The 18,188-nt window shown below is 67.1% G+C and carries 18 protein-coding genes; 8 read left to right on the top strand and 10 right to left on the bottom strand.

Annotation, left to right across the window (positions count from 1 at the left end):
• Window positions 1–14: 14 nt before the first annotated feature.
• The 4 genes from EDF74_RS08980 to EDF74_RS08965 are packed head-to-tail and all read right to left on the bottom strand — an operon-like array spanning window position 15 to window position 2,070.
• Entirely contained in the window at window positions 15–272 is a 258-nt protein-coding gene (locus EDF74_RS08980) for an acyl carrier protein (protein WP_019185496.1), read from the bottom strand.
• A gap of 20 nt (window positions 273–292) precedes the next feature.
• Window positions 293–553, bottom strand: coding sequence for a phosphopantetheine-binding protein (locus EDF74_RS08975; protein ID WP_019185497.1), 261 nt, complete (start codon window positions 551–553; stop codon window positions 293–295).
• Entirely contained in the window at window positions 540–1,343 is an 804-nt protein-coding gene (locus EDF74_RS08970; protein WP_123729830.1) for a lysophospholipid acyltransferase family protein, read from the bottom strand. The genes EDF74_RS08975 and EDF74_RS08970 overlap by 14 nt, the downstream gene beginning before the upstream one ends.
• Entirely contained in the window at window positions 1,336–2,070 is a 735-nt protein-coding gene (locus EDF74_RS08965; protein WP_123729829.1) for a beta-ketoacyl synthase chain length factor, read from the bottom strand. Before EDF74_RS08965 ends, EDF74_RS08970 begins: the two co-directional genes overlap by 8 nt.
• 181 nt (window positions 2,071–2,251) lie before the next feature.
• Here EDF74_RS08965 and EDF74_RS08960 point away from each other — a divergent pair, with 181 nt between their 5' ends.
• Window positions 2,252–3,274, top strand: coding sequence for a pteridine-dependent deoxygenase (locus EDF74_RS08960; protein WP_260232236.1), 1,023 nt, complete (start codon window positions 2,252–2,254; stop codon window positions 3,272–3,274).
• Between the two features lie 497 nt (window positions 3,275–3,771).
• Here the strand turns inward: EDF74_RS08960 and cydB are convergent, their stop codons facing one another.
• Together cydB and EDF74_RS08950 are read right to left on the bottom strand one after the other, a co-directional pair.
• A complete protein-coding gene (cydB, locus tag EDF74_RS08955; protein WP_123729828.1) occupies window positions 3,772–4,785 on the bottom strand; it encodes a cytochrome d ubiquinol oxidase subunit II in 1,014 nt (337 codons plus the stop codon).
• A 1-nt stretch (window position 4,786) separates the two neighbouring features.
• Window positions 4,787–6,184: a cytochrome ubiquinol oxidase subunit I gene (locus EDF74_RS08950; RefSeq protein WP_123729827.1), complete on the bottom strand. Its 1,398-nt coding sequence runs from the start codon at window positions 6,182–6,184 to the stop codon at window positions 4,787–4,789.
• A 395-nt stretch (window positions 6,185–6,579) separates the two neighbouring features.
• Between EDF74_RS08950 and EDF74_RS08945 the strand changes: the two genes are divergently transcribed.
• Genes EDF74_RS08945 through hemF form a run of 5 tightly spaced genes read left to right on the top strand, consistent with a single transcriptional unit; the run spans window position 6,580 to window position 12,659 of the window.
• A complete protein-coding gene (locus tag EDF74_RS08945; RefSeq protein WP_184997172.1) occupies window positions 6,580–8,946 on the top strand; it encodes a S9 family peptidase in 2,367 nt (788 codons plus the stop codon).
• Window positions 8,947–8,953: 7 nt separating this feature from the next.
• Window positions 8,954–9,394, top strand: a complete 441-nt coding sequence (locus EDF74_RS08940; protein WP_123729825.1) for an NUDIX hydrolase — start codon at window positions 8,954–8,956, stop codon at window positions 9,392–9,394.
• A gap of 30 nt (window positions 9,395–9,424) precedes the next feature.
• Window positions 9,425–10,024: a hypothetical protein gene (locus EDF74_RS08935; protein ID WP_148045933.1), complete on the top strand. Its 600-nt coding sequence runs from the start codon at window positions 9,425–9,427 to the stop codon at window positions 10,022–10,024.
• A gap of 51 nt (window positions 10,025–10,075) precedes the next feature.
• Window positions 10,076–11,710 (top strand): hypothetical protein, encoded by a 1,635-nt coding sequence (locus tag EDF74_RS08930; RefSeq protein WP_123729823.1) that lies wholly within the window; start codon window positions 10,076–10,078, stop codon window positions 11,708–11,710.
• 52 nt (window positions 11,711–11,762) lie between these two features.
• Window positions 11,763–12,659, top strand: a complete 897-nt coding sequence (hemF, locus tag EDF74_RS08925; protein WP_123729822.1) for an oxygen-dependent coproporphyrinogen oxidase — start codon at window positions 11,763–11,765, stop codon at window positions 12,657–12,659.
• A gap of 62 nt (window positions 12,660–12,721) precedes the next feature.
• On the opposite strand, the gene EDF74_RS08920 is transcribed toward hemF, so the two are convergent.
• Entirely contained in the window at window positions 12,722–13,195 is a 474-nt protein-coding gene (locus tag EDF74_RS08920; RefSeq protein WP_123729821.1) for a DUF421 domain-containing protein, read from the bottom strand.
• A 357-nt stretch (window positions 13,196–13,552) separates the two neighbouring features.
• Complete coding sequence (polA, locus tag EDF74_RS08915) at window positions 13,553–16,324, bottom strand: DNA polymerase I (protein WP_123729820.1); 2,772 nt, start codon at window positions 16,322–16,324, stop codon at window positions 13,553–13,555.
• A gap of 97 nt (window positions 16,325–16,421) precedes the next feature.
• Here polA and EDF74_RS08910 point away from each other — a divergent pair, with 97 nt between their 5' ends.
• Window positions 16,422–16,703, top strand: a complete 282-nt coding sequence (locus tag EDF74_RS08910) for a DUF2782 domain-containing protein (RefSeq protein ID WP_123729819.1) — start codon at window positions 16,422–16,424, stop codon at window positions 16,701–16,703.
• A gap of 81 nt (window positions 16,704–16,784) precedes the next feature.
• Window positions 16,785–17,024 carry a hypothetical protein gene (locus tag EDF74_RS08905; protein ID WP_123729818.1) on the top strand — a complete coding sequence of 80 codons (240 nt, stop codon included), beginning with the start codon at window positions 16,785–16,787 and terminating at the stop codon, window positions 17,022–17,024.
• 50 nt (window positions 17,025–17,074) lie between these two features.
• Here the strand turns inward: EDF74_RS08905 and EDF74_RS08900 are convergent, their stop codons facing one another.
• Window positions 17,075–17,521 carry a universal stress protein gene (locus EDF74_RS08900; RefSeq protein WP_123729817.1) on the bottom strand — a complete coding sequence of 149 codons (447 nt, stop codon included), beginning with the start codon at window positions 17,519–17,521 and terminating at the stop codon, window positions 17,075–17,077.
• Window positions 17,522–17,596: 75 nt separating this feature from the next.
• Window positions 17,597–18,166 carry a sugar O-acetyltransferase gene (locus EDF74_RS08895; protein ID WP_123729816.1) on the bottom strand — a complete coding sequence of 190 codons (570 nt, stop codon included), beginning with the start codon at window positions 18,164–18,166 and terminating at the stop codon, window positions 17,597–17,599.
• Window positions 18,167–18,188 lie beyond the last annotated feature (22 nt).

The raw sequence follows: 18,188 nt of genomic DNA, 5'->3' as shown, positions 1-18,188 counted from the left end.
TTCAGCGATGGCCGTCAGGCGGCCGCTTGACCGGGCAACAGCCCGTGCACCACATCCACGATGTCCTGCACGGTGCGCACCTGTTTGAACGCTTCCGGCTGCAGATTGCGGCCGAGCAGCGGCTTGAGCTGCACGATCAGGTCGACCGCGTCGATGCTGTCGATGTCCAGGTCGTCATACAGCCGCGCGGCGGGCGTGATACGGCTCGGCTCGATCTCAAAGCTGTCCTTGAGGATCTTGACGATGCGCTCGAAAAGTTCGTTCTTGGTCATGGGTAAATCCTGACGCGCCGTTAGGACGGCTGGCGTGCGGCGACAAACTCGCTCAGGGCACGCACGCTGGAGAAATGGCGACGGGTCTCTTCCGAATCGGCTGACAGGCTGACACCGTACTTTTTCTGCAGGGCCAATCCAAGTTCCAGCGCGTCGATCGAATCCAGGCCCAGCCCTTCAACGAACAGGGGCGCGGCGGAATCGATGTCTTCGGGAGTGATGTCTTCCAGTGAAAGCGATGAAATGATCAATTCCTTGATCTCGTGCTCAAGTGCTTGCACGGGTCGGGTCTCCAGCGAAGTCGAAGTAGTGGGCAAGATGGTCGGTCACACGCCGGGCGGCCAAGGCATCCCCCCTGGGCGCATCGCCGGTCTCGTTCAGAAACGGGGCAATCGGGAGATCCTCCCCGACTTCCAGCTGAACGTGAAATCGCCGTGATGGCACACGATACCATTTCTGGCCCTTGGTCAGGGTCAGCGGGGTGCAGGTGATCCGGACCGGCGTGATGTCCAGCCGGCCCCGCACCGCGATGTTGGCGGCCCCGCGCTGCAGCCGCAGCGGCTGGCCCGGCACGGTTCGGGTGCCTTCCGGGAAGATCACCAGGTTGCCGCCGGCCTGGACCGCCGCGATGCAGTCATCGATCAGGCCCGCCCCGTCGTCGTTGGAGACGTAGCCGGCCGCGCGGACCGGGCCGCGCATGAACGGGTTGCGCGCCACGGCCTGCTTGACCACGCAATCGGCATTGGGCAGCTGGGCGATCAGCAGCACCACGTCGATCAGGGTCGGGTGATTGGCCAGGATCAGCAGGCCGTTGCGCTGCAGGCGCTCCCCCCCGCGGATCTCATAGGTCATCAACCCGAGCCGGCGCATCAGGCCAACGTGGGTGGCGAAGCTGCCCTGGACCAGGCGGCGCGCCAAGACGCGCCGGCGCACCGGATCGCGGATCAGCAGCAGCGACAGGAACAACAGGCCGCCCAGCACCAGCCCCCCGATCCCGAAGGCGGCAAAGCTCAGCCCCGTGCCAAGCACCCGCCAGGCATGGTTGATCCGGGCCGGCCAGCGCTCAGCCATGGCGTTGCCAGGTCCAGCGTTGGCCATCGGCATCCAGCGCCAGTGCCGGTTCACCGGCCAGCAGGAAGCGCAGCACGTCCAGGCCATGCGGCAGCCCCTCGGAGGGGCGGTCTTCGCCACCGGCGCCCCAGCCCAGCGACAGCCGGGTGCCCGGACCGTCGGCCGGCCCCAGCCGCCAGCTCCACGCAAAGAACGGGTCCGGCTCGTCGGCGAAGCCCGCGTAGACCGGCGGCATGGCGGATTCATAGACCACCAGACGCACCTCGGGCGCGCCGTCGGCCAGCAGCCCGAAGGCCTCGATGCAGGCGGTCTCGACCGTGGCGCGGCCGGCGGCAAGCGCCAGATAGTTGCCGCGATGCCCGCGGGCGATCGAATACAGCGCGGCAATCGCGTTGTGCACCGACAGGCCGAAGGCCGTCGGCGACATCGGCTGGTCCGCGCTCAGGGTGTTGAGCAGTTCCATCGAGCGGGCCACGTCGCCATGCCGCGAGGCGAACACCAATGGCACCTGGCCACCGTCGTCAGGCTGCTCGCACCAGCAGGCAGTCTGGATCGCCATGCGCCCCAACCGCTCGATCCGGCGGCGCTGCATGGCCGGCACTTCGGACAATGCCGGGGTGTCCTCACCGGTCGGCAGCCAGGGGGCGTTCGCCCACGCCTGCCACTGTTCCCGGGTGGTGATGCCCGGCGCCCAGGCCGACCAATCCAATACTGAAAACTCGATCATTCACGCCAACATGATGGATGGGTACCAGGACGGGCACGCGCCATGATGGCAACGCGGAGCGGCTCCCCCATGCCAGCCGGCCCACGCCTGTCGTCGACAGCGTCCGGCACCGGACGCGGTGCCGATAAAGGTGCGCACGCTATCATGACACTCTCGGCACTGGCAGCATTCACATTCTGAAATGAGCAACACGATCAACACCGCAGCGGACCCGGCCATCGCTTCCCCTTCCCCCGGACCCGCGTTGTTCCGTGTCGCCTATGCCCCGGCCGCGGACCGCGATGCCGCGCTGGCCGACCCGTGCACGCTGGCCGTCTTCGGCTTTGGTCTGCGCCACGCCGCGCTGGAGGACCCGCGCTGGCTGCACGTACCGCTGGCCGAACACGGCCCGGGGCGGATCGAGGTCTGGCGCGGTAGCACCCCGGTCGAGCACGGCATCACCGAGGGCGTGCGCTGGTCGCACACCGACGGCCTGCTGTTCGGGGTGCTGGAGATCGACGAGATCGACAGCGACATCGAGTCGGCCGCGACCGAGGCCTACGCGCGGATGAGCGCGTTCCTCTCGCGCTGCGGTTATCCGCACCTGCTGCGGACCTGGAACTATCTCGACGCGGTGACCGAAGGCGATGGCGATGATGAACGCTATCGACGTTTCTGCGTGGGCCGCGTGCGGGGCCTGCGGGAGCTGGATGAGGCCGCGTTGCCGGCGGCAACCTGCATCGGTCGTTTCGACGGTGAGCGCCGGCTGCAGGTGTATTGGCTGGCAGCGCGCGAGCCGGGCCAGCCGCTGGAGAATCCGCGCCAGGTGAGCGCGTTCCGTTATCCACGCCAGTACGGGCCGCAGTCGCCGAGTTTCTCGCGGGCGCTGCTGCCGCCGTTGGCGACGGGGCTGCCGTTGCTGCAGTCGGGGACGGCGGCGATCGTGGGGCATGTGTCGCAGCACACGGGGGCGGTGGATGATCAGTTGCGGGAGACGCTGAGGAATCTGCAGAGTCTGGTGGATACGGCGCGCGGTCAGCGGCCGTCGCTGTCACCGATGCTGGGGTCGACGTCGGTGCTGAAGGTGTATGTGCGGCGCGCGGAGGATATGGGGGCGGTGGCGGCGCAGATGGCGGCGCTTCCGACGGCGCCGCCGTTCGTGGTGTTGCATGCGGAAGTCTGCCGGGCGGAGCTGCTGGTGGAGATTGAAGGGCTGCACGGCTGAGTTCTAGGCGTTGTCCTCCGTTTTACCGCCCTCCAGGCCCTGTAGTGCCGACCGCTGGTCGGCTGCTCTTTTCGCAGCCAACGACTCTTTAGCAGCTGAGAGCGTTTAGAAGCCAAATGCTTTGGTTTGCCGGGCGTGCCTGGCCTGGGTCGGTGTGGGTGGGATGTCGGGACCCGCTGCAAGTACGTCCTTGTAAGCTCATGTGTTGCCATCCATGGCAACACATGGTCCCGCCACCCCACCCACACCGCCCCTTCGACAGTTGGCTGGTGCGCAGGTGAACATCAAAAGCAGACTGCGGCGGATCGGCTACTTGCTGCGTCTTCTCGACATTCAAGCGAGGTACTGCTCTGGTAGAGCCGACCCATGGTCGGCTGCTCTTGACCCGTTTTTATGCGGTTGACCCTTCCCGCCGCCGAGGCAGCACTGTCCGGGTCGAGGGCTGGCAGCCCTCGACCCACACGGAACAGTGACGCGCGGCAAGCGGTCACACCGCCTCAGTGATACCCCACATCCGCCCGAACCTTGCCGCGGAACACCCGGTATGACCACGCCGTGTAACCCAGGATCACCGGCAGCAGGATCACCAGCCCGACCAGGCTGAAACTCAGCGACGAGGCCGGCGCGGCGGCCTGCCACAACGTCATGCTCGGCGGCAGCAGATACGGCCACATGCCCAGCACCAGGCCGATGAAGCCAAGGACGAACAGCGCCAGCGTCAACAGGAACGGCGGCAGATCGCGCTTGGGATGCATCGCGCTGCGCCACAGCGCGGTGGCCACGGCCAACGTCAGCAACGGCACCGGCGACAGCCACCAGAAGTTGCCATCGCTGAACCAGCGCGCCATCAGGCGCGAATCCAGGAACGGCAACCACGCGCTCACCAAGCCCATGAACACGATCACCGCCACCACCAGCGGGCGGGTCAAGGTGCGTGCGAACGTCTGCTCGCGGCCTTCGGTCTTGAGGATCAACCAGGTACTGCCGAGCAGCGCGTAGCCAAACACCACCGCTGCGCCGGTCAGCATCGAGAACGGGCTGAACCAGCTGAAGGCGCCGCCCACGTAGCGGCCATCCACCACCTGCAGACCCTGCACGAGTGCGCCCAGGACCACGCCCTGCGCGAAGGCGGCCAGCAGCGAGCCCAGGCCAAAGGCCACGCTCCACAGCCTGCGCGAGCGGTGCGCCTTGAAGCGGAACTCGAAGGCGACGCCGCGGAACACCAGCGCGACCACCAGCAACAGGACCGGCAGGTACAGCGCCGACAGCAGCGCGGCGTAGGCCTTGGGGAAGGCGGCCATCAGCCCGGCCCCGCCCAGTACCAGCCAGGTTTCGTTGCCGTCCCAGATCGGGGCGGCAGTGTTCATCATGATGTCCAGCTGTTCTTCATCCTCGGCCATCGGCGCGAGGATGCCGATGCCGAGCACGAAGCCATCCAGCACCACGTACATCAGCACACCAAAGCCGATCACCGCGAACCATGCCACCGGCAGCCAGGTTGTCATCTCCATCTCAGCGCTCCTCCAGCGGTTCATCGGCACCGGACAGCGGCCGCGCCGGGGTGTGGCTGCCGGCATCCAGCTTCGGTGCAGGCTCATGCGGCTTGGGACCGGTGCGGATGATCTTCACCAGGTACCAGACGCCCCAGCCGAACACGAACGCATAGCCGACGATGTACACGCCCAGCGACAGCGCCGTCATCCACGCACTCTGTGGGCCGACGGCATCGGCCGTGCGCAGCACGCCATAGACCACCCACGGTTGCCGGCCCATCTCGGTCACGAACCACCCGGAGATCAGCGCGATGAAGCCGCTGGGCAGCATCCAGTTCCAGCCGCGGATCAGCCAGCGCGACTGCAGCAACTTGCCGCGCCACCACTGGAACGCCGAAACCCAGGCCAGCAGCAGCATCAGCGTGCCCAGCCCGACCATCACCCGGAACGCGAAGAACACCGGCACCACCGGCGGGCGATCGCTGGCAGGCACCGAGGTGAGCGGATCGAAGGTGCCGTCCAACGAATGAGTGAGGATCAGGCTGCCCAGGCGCGGGATCGCGATTTCGTAGTCGTTGCGCTCGGCCTTTTCATTGGGCACCGCGAACACCACCAGCGGGACACCCTTGCCCTCGCCTTCGGAATGCCAATGCGCTTCCATCGCCGCGATCTTCATCGGCTGGTGCTTGAGGGTATTCAGGCCATGCATGTCGCCGACGAAGATCTGTACCGGCACCGTCAGCGCGGCGAAGCCCACCGCCGCCAGCAGCATCTTGCGGCCGGCTTCGCGGTGCACATCCTTTCGCAGGTACCACGCGCCCACGCCGCCAATCACGAAGCAGGTGGTGATGAACGAGCCCAGCGCCATGTGCGCCAGGCGGTAGGGGAAGGACGGGTTGAAGACAATCTGCCACCAGCTGTCCGGGTGCACGATGCCATCGACCATCGTGTAGCCGGCCGGCGTCTGCAGCCAGCTGTTGGAGGACAGGATCCAGAACGTGGAGACCAGCGTGCCCAGCGCCACCATGCAGGTGGAGAAGAAATGCAGGCGCGGCGAGACCTTGCCCCAGCCGAACATCATCACGCCCAGGAAGCTGGCTTCCAGGAAGAACGCCGTGAGCACTTCATAGGTCAGCAGCGGGCCGATCACCGTGCCGGCGACCTCGCTCAGCCGGGGCCAGTTGGTGCCGAACTGGAAGGCCATGACGATGCCGCTGACCACGCCCATGCCGAAGGAGACCGCGAAGATCTTCTGCCAGAAGAAATACAGCTCGCGCCAGACCGGATTGCCGGTGCGCAGCCAGCGCGATTCGACAAAAGCCAGCCAGCTGGCGGTACCGATCGTGAAGGCCGGGAACAGCACGTGGAAACTGATGACGAACCCGAACTGGATCCGGGACAACAACAACGCGTCCAAGAGACGCCTCCGACTGGCTTCTGAAATCCGCACCAGTCTGGGCCTGTATCCGTGAAAGGCACATGCGACCCGGTGACGCGCTGCTTCACTTTGTCGCAGGGGCTACCGCGAGCGTGAGGGCCCCTTAGCGGCCGGCAGGGGAAGCCAGGCTTTTCGGGGCCTGTCGGTGGGTTGGGCGCTGGGGCCCCATACCCTTGGAGGCGAAATAAAGGAGGAGGGGTCGGCCGCAGGCCGACGCCGGGGGACATTCGCCGGAAAGGGTATGGGGCCCCAGCGCCCAACCCACCGACCACCGCTTGCCTTCCGCGCGAGCACACGCCCATGACCTGTGGCCCCTTCCTGCGGCCCTAGCGGCTGCTACGCTTGCCGGGTTTTCCTCATTGGTGCCGCCCGCAATGCCCAGAACGCTGCCTTTGTCCCTGCTGCTGCTCGCCGCCCTCGGCGGTGCTGCCCATGCGGCGCCGACGCCGATCACCATCGAGCAGGCCATGGCCGACCCGGACTGGATCGGTCCGCCGGTCGAGAGCGCCTGGTGGTCCTGGAACAGCCAGCAGGTCGAGTACCAGCTCAAGCGCAACGGCAGCCCGGTGCGCGATACCTTCCGCCAGCCGGTCGCCGGTGGCGTGGCCGCACAGGTGGGCGATGACCAGCGCGGCACCCTGGATGTGGACAGCCCGGTCTACGACAGCGCGCGCCAGCGCTCGGCCTTCGTGCGCAACGGCGATGTGTTCGTGCGCGACCTGCGCAGCGGCGCCCTGACCCAGCTGACCCGCAGCACCGAGAAGTCCGGCGCGGTCAATTTCGCCCGCGACGGCGGTGTGATCTGGCGCACCGGCCAGAACTGGTTCCATTGGACGGCTGCGGCCGGCGTGCAGCAGGTCGCCAGCCTGAAGGCCGAGAAGAATCCGGACGATGCGCCCAAGGCCGATACCCTGCGCGAACAGCAGCTGCGTACCCTGGCCACGCTGCGCAATGATCGCGCCCAGCGCGAGGCGCTCAAGGCACAGGAAGCCAGCTGGCGCCGCGCCGATGGCACCCGCGCACCGGGCCCGGTGTATCTGGGCGCGGATGTGGAGATCGTCGACAGCGTGCTCTCACCCGATGCACGCACCCTGATCGTGGTCACCAAGCCGAAGAGCTTCGATGAAGGCCGCGGTGGCAAGATGCCCAAGTACGTGACCGAGTCGGGTTACGAAGAGTTCGAGGACACCCGCACCCGCGTGGGCCGCAACGATCCGGAGCCGAATGCGCTGTGGCTGGTCGATGCCGTCGCTGGTACGGTCAAGCCGCTGTCGATGGACGGCCTGCCGGGCATCGGCACCGATCCGCTGGCCGCGCTGCGCAAGGCCGCTGGCAAGGACGCCCTCAAGGGCAACCGCCCGGTGGAAGTGCTTGGTGGCCCCGGCGCGCCCGGCATCCGCTGGAGCCCCGATGGTCAGCAGGCCGCGATCATGCTGCGCGCCAACGACAACAAGGATCGCTGGATCGCCAGCGTGACCCCGGCCAGTGCCAAGCTGGAGACGCGTCATCGCTTGACCGACAGCGCCTGGATCAACTGGAGCTTCAACGATTTCGGCTGGTCCAACGACAACCGCACGCTGTGGCTGCTGTCCGAGGAATCAGGCTACTCGCACCTGTACACCCAGCAGGGCACGGCCAGGCCGCAGGCGCTGACCGGCGGCAAGTGGGAAACCTCGATGCCGGTACCCAGCGCCGACGGCCGCGGCTTCTACTTCCTGTGCAACCAGCAGTCGCCGGGCGACTACGAAGTGTGCGCGGTGGACAACGCCAGCAAGCAGGTGCGTGAGCTGACCTCGCTCAACGGCGTGGAAGACTTCTCGCTGTCCCCGGACGGCCAGCAGCTGCTGGTGCGTTACTCCGGCGCCTACCTGCCGACCCAGCTGGCCGTGGTGCCCGCTGCCGGTGGCCAGGCCAAGGTGCTGACCGACACCCGCACCGCCGAGTTCAAGGCGCGCGAGTGGGTCCAGCCCAAGCTGGTGCAGGTGCCGTCCAAGCACGGTGCCGGCGTGGTCTGGGCCAAGTACTACGGCCCGGAGACCTTCGAGCCGGGCAAACAGTACCCGATCGCCATGTTCGTGCACGGCGCCGGTTACCTGCAGAACGTACACCAGCAGTACCCGGCCTACTTCCGCGAGCAGATGTTCCACAACCTGCTGGTGCAGAAGGGCTACGTGGTGCTGGACATGGATTACCGCGGCAGCGCCGGCTACGGCCGCGACTGGCGCACGGCGATCTACCGCAACATGGGCCACCCGGAACTGGAAGACTACAAGGACGGCCTGGACTGGCTGGTCGCCACCAAGCAGGGCGACCGTGACCACGCCGGCATCTACGGCGGTTCCTACGGCGGCTTCATGACCTTCATGGCGCTGTTCCGCTCGCCGGGCACGTTCAAGGCCGGCGCCGCGCTGCGCCCGGTGGTTGATTGGCACCAGTACAACCACGGCTACACCGCCAACATCCTCAACACCCCGGACATCGACCCGGAGGCGTACCGCACGTCGTCGCCGATCGAGTACGCCGAAGGCCTGCAGGATCACCTGCTGATCGCGCACGGGATGATGGATGACAACGTGTTCTTCCAGGACTCGGTCAACCTCACCCAGAAGCTGATCGAGCTGCACAAGGACAACTGGTCGATCGCGCCGTACCCGCTGGAACGCCACGGCTATGTGCGTGCCGATTCCTGGCTGGACCAGTACAAGCGCATCCTCAAGCTGTTCGAAGAAAACCTGAAGTAATCCAGCGATGACGTCGGTTTCTACTGACGGGCAGCACGCCGCGGCGACGATCGATATCGTCGCCGCGGTCGTTTTCGATCCCGACGGCCGCGTACTGGTGGTGCGCAAACAGGGCTCGGATACGTTCATCCAGCCCGGCGGCAAGCCCGAGCCCGGTGAAGCACCCTTGGTCGCCCTGGCGCGTGAGCTGCAGGAAGAACTCGGGGTGACGGTGGACCCCGCCAATGCCGTGCCGCTGGGCCGGTTCGACGCCTGGGCGGTGCACGAAGCCGGGCACCGCGTACGGGCCCATGCCTACCTGGTGACGGTCATCGGCATGCCCCGCGCACAGGCGGAAATCGCCGAACTTGCGTGGGTGCCGCTGCACCCGCCGCATGGCCTGCGCTTGGCACCGTTGAGCGCAGACCATATCCTGCCCGCGGCCGCGAACGCGGTGGCTGCGACCTAGACGTCACGGCCTGCCCAACCAGGACACCGGATGTCAGCCTCGCTTCCCCCGCAATTGCCCTCCTGCACGCCCCGCCCCAGCGGGGATGGCGCGCCTGCGTTTCTCGCCCCCCTGCTCAAGTCCGTGCTGCTGGTCTGCCTGGTCACAGCCGCGATGTGGGCGGTGCTGGCACTGATTTCGATACCCCTGTCGGGCTCGGAGGCGCTGCAGGCGCTGCTCGCCGATGAGGACCTGCACTGGCTGCCTGGCTCGCTGCGCTGGCTGCTCACCCACCCGGTGCTGGCCAACGTGCTGCTGTGCGTGTCGAGCCTCTTGGGCGTTACCGCATGCTGGGGCATGCTGCGTCGCTGGCGCTGGGCATGGGCACTGTTCATCGTGCTGCTGGCGGTCACCGCCGTGCTCAACGTGGTCGCCGCGTGGCTGCTGGATGATGCATTCCGCCACCTGCTGGCGCAGATACCCGATGACACCCTGTCGATCGAACTGCTCAAGCTGCGCAGTGAGCTGCGCGTGCAGCGCGTGATCTGCAGCGGCCTCGCCGGCGTGACCGCACTGGCGTTCGCGGTGCTGCAGGGCTGGCTGATCGTGCGCCTGTGCGCGGCCGATGTGCGTGCGCTGTTCCGCCGCTGACATGTTTCCCGCAGCGCCACGGTGCGCTGCACGACCTGCAAGGATGATCGTGTGACTGTTTGCCTCCCCCTTCTGCGCCGCCACGGCTGGCGCGCGACCCTGTTCACCCTGCTCACGGCGGTCAGCCTGCCGGCAGCGGCCCAGGCCATGGTCTGTGGCACGTTCGTGGCCAAGGACAGCGGCACCACGTTGACCCTGCACAGCGCCAACGAGGGCGTTCGGCAGATTCCCGGCCAGGCGCCCGAGCCTTACATCCTCAGCCGCATCGGTGACGAACTGAAGTTGGCCGACCTCGACAACGGCGGCGTCGGATCGCTGAACGTGCAGGAAGGCGGTCGCCTGCTGAGTGACCGCTTCAACGAATACCGCTTGCAGAAGGCGGCCACCTGTCACCCCGCTGCGGTATTTCCAGCCCGATCGTGCCGGGCCGAGATCGGCACCTGCCTGAACGACACGCTCTTTGCCAGCAACGACCGCCTGCGGCAGTGGTGCCGCGAGGATGTCCCGGCCGCCTGCAAGCGCCTGCTGGCCAATTTCCAGTCCGAAGCGCGCGAGGCCAGGACGCTGGCGGCGACCCGGGACGATACTCCGGAACTGCCCGAGCCGGAGGTCTGCAAACCCGCGTCCGCGGAGTACGACCAAGCTGCCTGTCTGGAGGCCGCGCGCGACGCGATGGGACAAGCCCTGGCCAAGGCGCTGCTTGGCGGGCTCAGCGCAGCCAAGGCGTCACCGCTGCCGGCCATACAGCTCGATGAGATCACCACCCTGTGCCGGGCACAGACCGGCGGCACGTTCTGTGCCAACGCTGCCGAGGCGTTGTGGGACGCCGGCCGCCTGATCCCGGCCCGCGATGCACTGCAACGGGCGTGCGCCCTGGGCAGGGACCCGCGCGCCTGTGAGCGTGCAGCGCCGCTGGCCACGCTGGATGCCAAGGCACTGACCCCGGTGGCAGCCACTGCCCTGCCCTGCGGCAGCTACGTGGCCAGCCAGGGCCTGATGGACCATCTGCCGTTCGGCGATGGCGGCATGATCGACAGCGGCTTCGGCGGCAAGCTGCGCGCGCGGCTGGTCGATGGCGACATCCATGTGCGCCATGACCAGGGCGATGACTTCGTGTTCACGCGCCTGGCCAACGGCAATCTGATCGGCATGGACAGCTGGAACCGCTTCAGCTACTACGCGCGCACCGGCGAGGCGCAGCAGTGCAGCGCGCCGGTGGTCTTCGTCGAAACCCCGCTGCCGCAGGATTGCCCGACGCTCGGCCGCGAGGGCGGTGCGCAGGCGTGCTGCGCGGCCGGCAAGCTGCAGGGCTGCAATGCCGCCGGTCACCAACTGGCGCTGCGCAACCGCTGGGCCGAGGCGGCGCCCTTCTACATGAAGCTGTGCACCGCTGGCGTACGCGAAGGCTGCGAGAACCTGGCCAGCGTCTACGAGCACACCGGTGACGAGGCGCTGCCCGAACAGATGGCCGCCCTGTGCGCGAAGGATGGCAAAGGCACCCATGTGGCCTGCGATGTGCACGCGACCCGCAACTGGGGCCTGATGCGGGTCAGCGCCGGGCTGGAACAGATTGCCGAGCGCATGACGACCGAGCCCGATGCCGAAGCGGACGACGACAAAGCACCGGCCGAGGCCCCCACCACGACGAAGAACAGCAAGAGCAGCACCCGCAAAAGCGGCCACTGAGCGCCAGTGAGCACACGCAGGCCGTGCACCGGCCTGCGGTAAAGTAGCGCCCATGAACGATTTCGACCGCGTCCGCGCGTATCTGACCGACCTGCAGGACCGCATCTGTGCGGCGATTGAAACCGCCGACGGCCAGGCCCGCTTCACTGAAGATCTCTGGCAGCGCGCGGAGGGTGGCGGTGGCCGGACCCGCATCCTGCGTGATGGCGCGGTGTTCGAGCAGGCCGGGATCGGGTTCTCCGATGTGGCCGGCACGCGCCTGCCGCCGTCGGCCTCGGCGAACCGGCCGGAGCTGGCCGGGGCTTCCTGGCGCGCCACCGGCGTCTCGCTGGTGTTCCACCCCGCCAATCCCTACCTGCCGACCACGCACGCCAACGTGCGCTACTTCCGCGCCGAGCGCGATGGCGTGGCAGTGGCCTCGTGGTTCGGCGGTGGCTTCGACCTCACCCCGTTCTACCCGATCGACGAAGACGTGCGGCACTGGCACCAGGTCGCGCATGATCTGTGCGCGCCCTTCGGCCAAGAGCGCTATGCGGCGCACAAGCGCTGGTGCGATGAGTATTTCTTCCTGCGCCACCGCAACGAGACGCGCGGCGTGGGCGGGTTGTTCTTTGACGATCTGCACGGGGATTTCGAGCGCGATTTCGCCTATCTGCGCGCGGTCGGCGATGGTTTCCTGGACGCCTATCTGCCGCTGGTCGAGCGCCGCAAGGACACGCACTACGGCGAGCGCGAGCGCGAATTCCAGCTGTACCGGCGCGGCCGCTATGTCGAGTTCAATCTGGTCTACGACCGCGGCACCCTGTTCGGGCTGCAGAGCGGTGGGCGCAGCGAAAGCATCCTGATGAGCCTGCCGCCGCGCGTGCGCTGGGAGTATGGCTTCCAGCCGGAGGCCGGCAGCGATGAGGCGCGTTTGGCCGATTACCTCGTCCCGCGCGACTGGCTCTAACGGGGAGGCTCTAACGGGGACGGAGGTAGTTAAGCGCATGCGCTTAACTACCTCCGTCCCCGTTATTTCTTCGGCACGATCGTGATGTGCCCGTTGATCTCCAGCACCGCCAAGGCGACGTCGTCGATCGTCAGGCAGCCCTGCTGACGCAGCGCGGCGTCCAGATCGGACGGGGTCACCAGCTCACGCTTGAGTACCGAGTCGAGCACTTTGCCATCGCGTGCGATCAGCACCGGCTCGCCTTCGACCAGCGATTCGATCCGACGGCTGCGCGTGGTCAGCCAGCCGACGCCGTAGTTGATCGAGATCAGCGTCGCCGCGAGCAGCAGGCCGCCGCCCAGGGAGGTGTCCTGGCCCAGCAGTGCGTTCTGCACCGCGTTGCCCAGCAGCACGATCAGCAACACGTCGAAGGGGGTGATCTGGCCCAGCGCGCGTTTGCCCGAGAGCCGCACCATGCCCAGCACCACCACGTACACCACCACCGCGCGCAGGATGAATTCCCACCACGGCATGGCCAATGCAAACAGGTCGCTCATCGCCTCTCCCCGACTGGTCCGGCCAGCATGGGCCGGCACCCGGCCAGAGGCAATGGTCGGGCATCGCGGGCGGCCGTTTTCCGGCGCCACAAATAAAAAGCCCCGCCAACCAGGGGGAGGTTAGCGGGGCCGGGGAACGGGCGCTTGGGGAGGAGCCCCCGTTCCGAGATCTGCTCCAGGGGATGGGAGAGATCCACAACAGGCGTTGCGCCTGTCGAGGTCTATAAAAGCACTCCGAACATTGATAGTTCGTGAAGGCGCCCAATTAATACTGGGCTCCTCCCGGAAACATTCATCCAACAGTCAGATTATCGGGAAGCAATGAACCAATTCAGCGTTTTGACTGTGATTCAGGCCTCAATGTGCCTCGTCCCAGTTATCACCGACGCCAGCGTCCACCACCAACGGCACGCGCAGTTCGGCCGCTGACGACATCAGTTCAACCACTTTCAAACGCAAGGTGTCGAGGAAACTGCTTTCGGTTTCGAACACCAGTTCATCGTGCACCTGCAGAATCATCTTGGCCTGGTCGCTGTGGTCCTGCAGCCAGCTGTCCACCTTCACCATGGCGCGCTTGATGATGTCCGCCGCGGTGCCCTGCATCGGGGCATTGATCGCGGCCCGTTCAGCACCCGCCCGCAGGCCCTGGTTGCGGGCGTTGATGTCGTTCAGGTACAGGCGGCGGCCGAACAGGGTTTCCACATAGCCCTGGTCGCGGGCCTGCTGGCGCATCCGCTCCATGAAGTCGCGCACGCCCGGGTAGCGGCTGAAGTACAGCGCTACGTAATCCTGGGCCTGGCCGCGGTCGATGCCCAGGTTGCGGGCCAGGCCGAACGCGCTCATGCCGTACATCAGGCCGAAGTTGATCGCCTTGGCGGCCCGGCGCTCGTTCGAGGTGACCTCCTCCAGGCTGCGGCTGAAAACTTCCGCCGCGGTCGCCCGGTGCACGTCCACGCCCTGCTCGAAGGCCCGCACCAGGCCGGGGTCCTCGGAGAGGTGGGCCATGATCCGCAGCTCGATCTGCGAGTAATCGCAGGCCAGGATCTTGCGGCCCGGCGGGGCCACGAAGGCGCGGCGGATGCGGCGGCCATCCTCGGTGCGGATCGGGATGTTCTGCAGGTTCGGGTCCGATGAGGACAGCCGGCCGGTGGCGGCACCGGACTGGTGGTAACTGGTGTGTACCCGCCCGGTGTCCTGGTTGATCATCTCCGGCAGCTTGTCGGTGTAGGTGCTGCGCAGCTTGGCCAGCCCGCGGTACTCCAGGATCACCCGCGGCAGCTCGTGCTGCTCGGCGATCGCCTCCAGCGCCTCTTCATTGGTGCTCGGCTGGCCCTTGGGGGTCTTCACCAGCGCCGGCAGCTGCAGCTCGTCGAACAGCACGGCCTGCAGCTGCTTGGGCGAATCCAGGTTGAAGGTGCGCCCGGCCAGCTCCGTGGCCTTCTGCTGGGCGGCCAGCATGCGCGAGCCCAGGTCCTGGCTCTGGCGGCGCAGCTCGGCCATGTCGATGTGCACGCCATTGGCTTCGATGCGGGTCAGCACCGGCACCAGCGGCATCTCGATGTCGCGGTAGACGCTGTCCAGCGAGGGCGTGGCCTGCAGCTGCGGCTGCAGCGCGTGGTGCAGGCGCAGGGTCACGTCGGCGTCTTCGGCGGCGTAGCGGCAGGCTTCGTCCAGGCCTACCTGCGAGAACGAGATCTGCTTGGCGCCCTTGCCGGCCACCTCCTCGAACTTGATGGTGGTGTAGCCCAGGTAGCGCATCGCCAGCGAGTCCATGTCATGGCGCGTGGCGGTGGAATTGAGCACGAAGCTCTCCAGCATGGTGTCGTCGTGGTACCCCAGCAGGTTCACGCCGTGGCGGCGCAGCACGTGCAGGTCGTACTTGCCGTGCTGGCCAAGCTTCTTCTTGGAGGGGTCTTCCAGGGCAGGACGCAGCGCGGCCAGCACCTGCTCGCGTGGCAGCTGGGCCGGCGCGCCGGGGTAATCGTGGCCGACCGGGATATAGGCCGCCCGGCCCGGCTCAACCGCCAGGCTGATGCCGACCAGGTTGGCGCGCATGGCGTCCAGCGCGTCGGTCTCTGTATCGAACGAGATCAGCTCGGCATCGGCCAGGCGCTGCACCCAGGCGTCGAGCTGCTCGGTGGTCAGCACCATCTCGTACTCGCCGGGGGCGGAGAGCGCCGGATCGACCGGCACCACTGCCTCATCCGGCGTGGCACGGGCGTAGCCGGCCGCAGTGCCGCGCAGGCTGACCGGGGCATCGCTGGCAGCGGCCGGGGCCGGCACGGGGCCGCCCAGCTCCTTCAGCGCCTGGGTGAAGCCGTAACGCAGGTACAGCTCGCTCAGCGACGGCACGTCCGGGTCGCGCAGCGGCAGCGTCTGCGCCGAGACCTCCAGCGGCACATCGGTGCGGATCGTGACCAGCTCGCGGTTGAGCGGCAGGCGCTCCAGTGCCGCGCGCAGGTTCTCGCCGATCTTGCCCTTCATGGTCGGCGCCGCCGCCATCACCCCATCCAGGTGCTGGTGCTCGGCCAGCCACTTGGCGGCAGTCTTGGGGCCGCACTTCTCCACGCCGGGCACGTTGTCCACGGCATCGCCCATCAGCGCCAGCAGGTCGACGATCTGGTCGGCGCGCACGCCGAACTTCTCCATCACCGCCGCGTCCGAATCCATGCGGCTGCCGGTCATGGTGTTGACCAGTTCGATACCCGGGCGGACCAGCTGGGCGAAGTCCTTGTCGCCGGTGGAGATGGTCACCTGCAGGCCATCGCGGTGGCCCTGCAGGGCCAGCGTGCCGATCACATCGTCGGCCTCCACGCCGGGGATGCGCAGGATGCTCAGGCCCAGCGCCTCGACGATGCGGCACATCGGCTCGATCTGCGGCCGCAGGTCGTCAGGCATCGGCGGGCGGTTGGCCTTGTAGTCGGCATACAGGTCGTCACGGAAGGTCTTGCCGGGCGCATCGACCACGAAGGCGACGTACTCAGGGCGCTCCTTCAGGGTGGCGCGCAGCATGTTGACCACACCGAACAGCGCGCCGGTGGGTTCACCGTGTGCGTTGGTCAGCGGCGGAAGCGCGTGGAACGCGCGATACAGGTAACTGGACCCGTCAATCAGGACTAATCGGCTCATGTGACGATTCTACGCGCCCGGCCCTGACCGTCGTCGGCACCGGCCTCACGATCCATCGGGCATAATCGGGCCCTCTTCGCCCAAGGACTCCCGGCCCATGAAGATTCTGTTGCTCGCAGGCGTGCTCGCGCTGGCTGGCTGTGCCACTGGTGGCGGCGGCAGGCCCCCGGTCGATGTCACCGGTGCCGATGTGGTCAAGACGGTCCAGGACAACGGCGACACCATCGAGGAGTACCGGGTCGGCGGCCAGCTGCGGATGGTCAAGGTGACCCCGTCGCGCGGCGCCCCGTTCTACATGTACGACCAGAACGGCGATGGCCGCATGGACGGCGACAAGGACGGCGTCTCGCCGGTGTACTGGAAGCTCTACAGCTGGTGATTCCGGGCGTCGACCGCTGCCGCCCCGTGACCGCATGGGGTCGGCCAGGCGCTGACCCCCATCCCTGCTTTCCCACGCTCGATGACCACACCCGAACGCCGCCACGATCCGAATCCGGCTGAACTGCGCGCCGGCCTCACTGCAGAGCAGCGCCAGGCGGTGGAGACGCTGGAGCATTTCGGCTGGCAGCTGCGCTTCGTGCGTCGCCCGCTGTTCCGCGATCCCGTGCCGGTGCTGTTCGACCGGACGGGCGAGCGCTATGTGGTGCTGCAGCCGGATGGCACGCTGGATGAATCGCAGACGTTGAAACTGCGCGATTGAGGGGCACTGAGGGGCACTGCCGGCCAGCGGCCGGCACTACCGTTTCTCCGTTATCGGATGACCAGCACCGGTACCGTGCTGCGTGCCAGCACTTCGGCGGTCTGGCTGCCGAGCAGCACACGGGTCACGCCACGGCGGCCGTGCGAGGTCATCACGATCAGGTCGCTGCCGCGTTCGGTGGCCGTATCGATGATGCCATCGGCGGCATAGCGGTCCAGCACATGCACGGTTTCGGTGCGCAGGCCCTGCGCTTGCGCAGCAGCCTTGGCCGGCTGCAGCACCTTCTGCGCGGTCTCTTCGCGGTCGGCTTTGTATTCGGGCGTGTTCATGTAGCCCACGCTCCAGCCCATCGCGTCATACATGCCCACCGCCCATGGCTCGGAGACGGTCACGATATCGACCTCGGCATCGAGGTCCTTGGCCAGCTCCAGGCCCTTGGCCAAACCTTTCTCGGCCAGCTCCGAACCATCGGTGGCAATCAGGATGCGCTTGTACATGGCAGAGCTCCTTGGAGTGTGCGATGGGAACACCACCATTGCACACCCGGTGTGGACGCAGTGCCTTGAGCTGGATCAATCGCCGTGGGCGCGCGCAGGCACCCCCCGCGCCGGATTGCCCACCACGGTGGCGCCGGCAGGCACATCGCGGGTGACCACACTGCCCGCACCCACCACCGCGTCATCGCCGATGGTGACGCCGGGCAGCACGATCGCGCCGCCCCCGATCCAGACATTGCGCCCGATCCGGACCGGCTTGGCCGACTCCAGGCCTTCCGCCCGCGCCTGCGGATCACGCGGATGGTCGGCGGCATAGATCTGCACTGCCGGACCGATCTGGGTGCCATCGCCGATGCTGACCTCGGCCACGTCCAGGATCACGCAGTTGTAGTTGAGGAACACGCCTTGCCCCAGGCGGATGTTGTAGCCGTAATCGCAGTGGAATGGCGGCCGGATCACCGCGCCCTCGCCGACCGCACCGAGCTGCTCGCGTAACAGCGCACGGCGCACGGCTGGGGTTTCGGCCAGGGCGGCGTTGTAGCGGACCATCCACACCTTGGCGGCGGCCATGTCGGCCTGCAACTCGGGATCACCGGGGCGGTAGGGCAGCCCGGACAGCATCTTTTCCTTTTCACTCGGACGCATATGGCCTCCATCAGACAGAAGC

Source organism: Stenotrophomonas rhizophila (assembly GCF_003751305.1).
In the GTDB taxonomy this organism is placed as follows: domain Bacteria; phylum Pseudomonadota; class Gammaproteobacteria; order Xanthomonadales; family Xanthomonadaceae; genus Stenotrophomonas; species Stenotrophomonas rhizophila_B.
The sequence above is the reverse complement of the archived record's forward strand: the minus strand, read 5'-3'. Positions and strand labels throughout refer to the sequence as shown.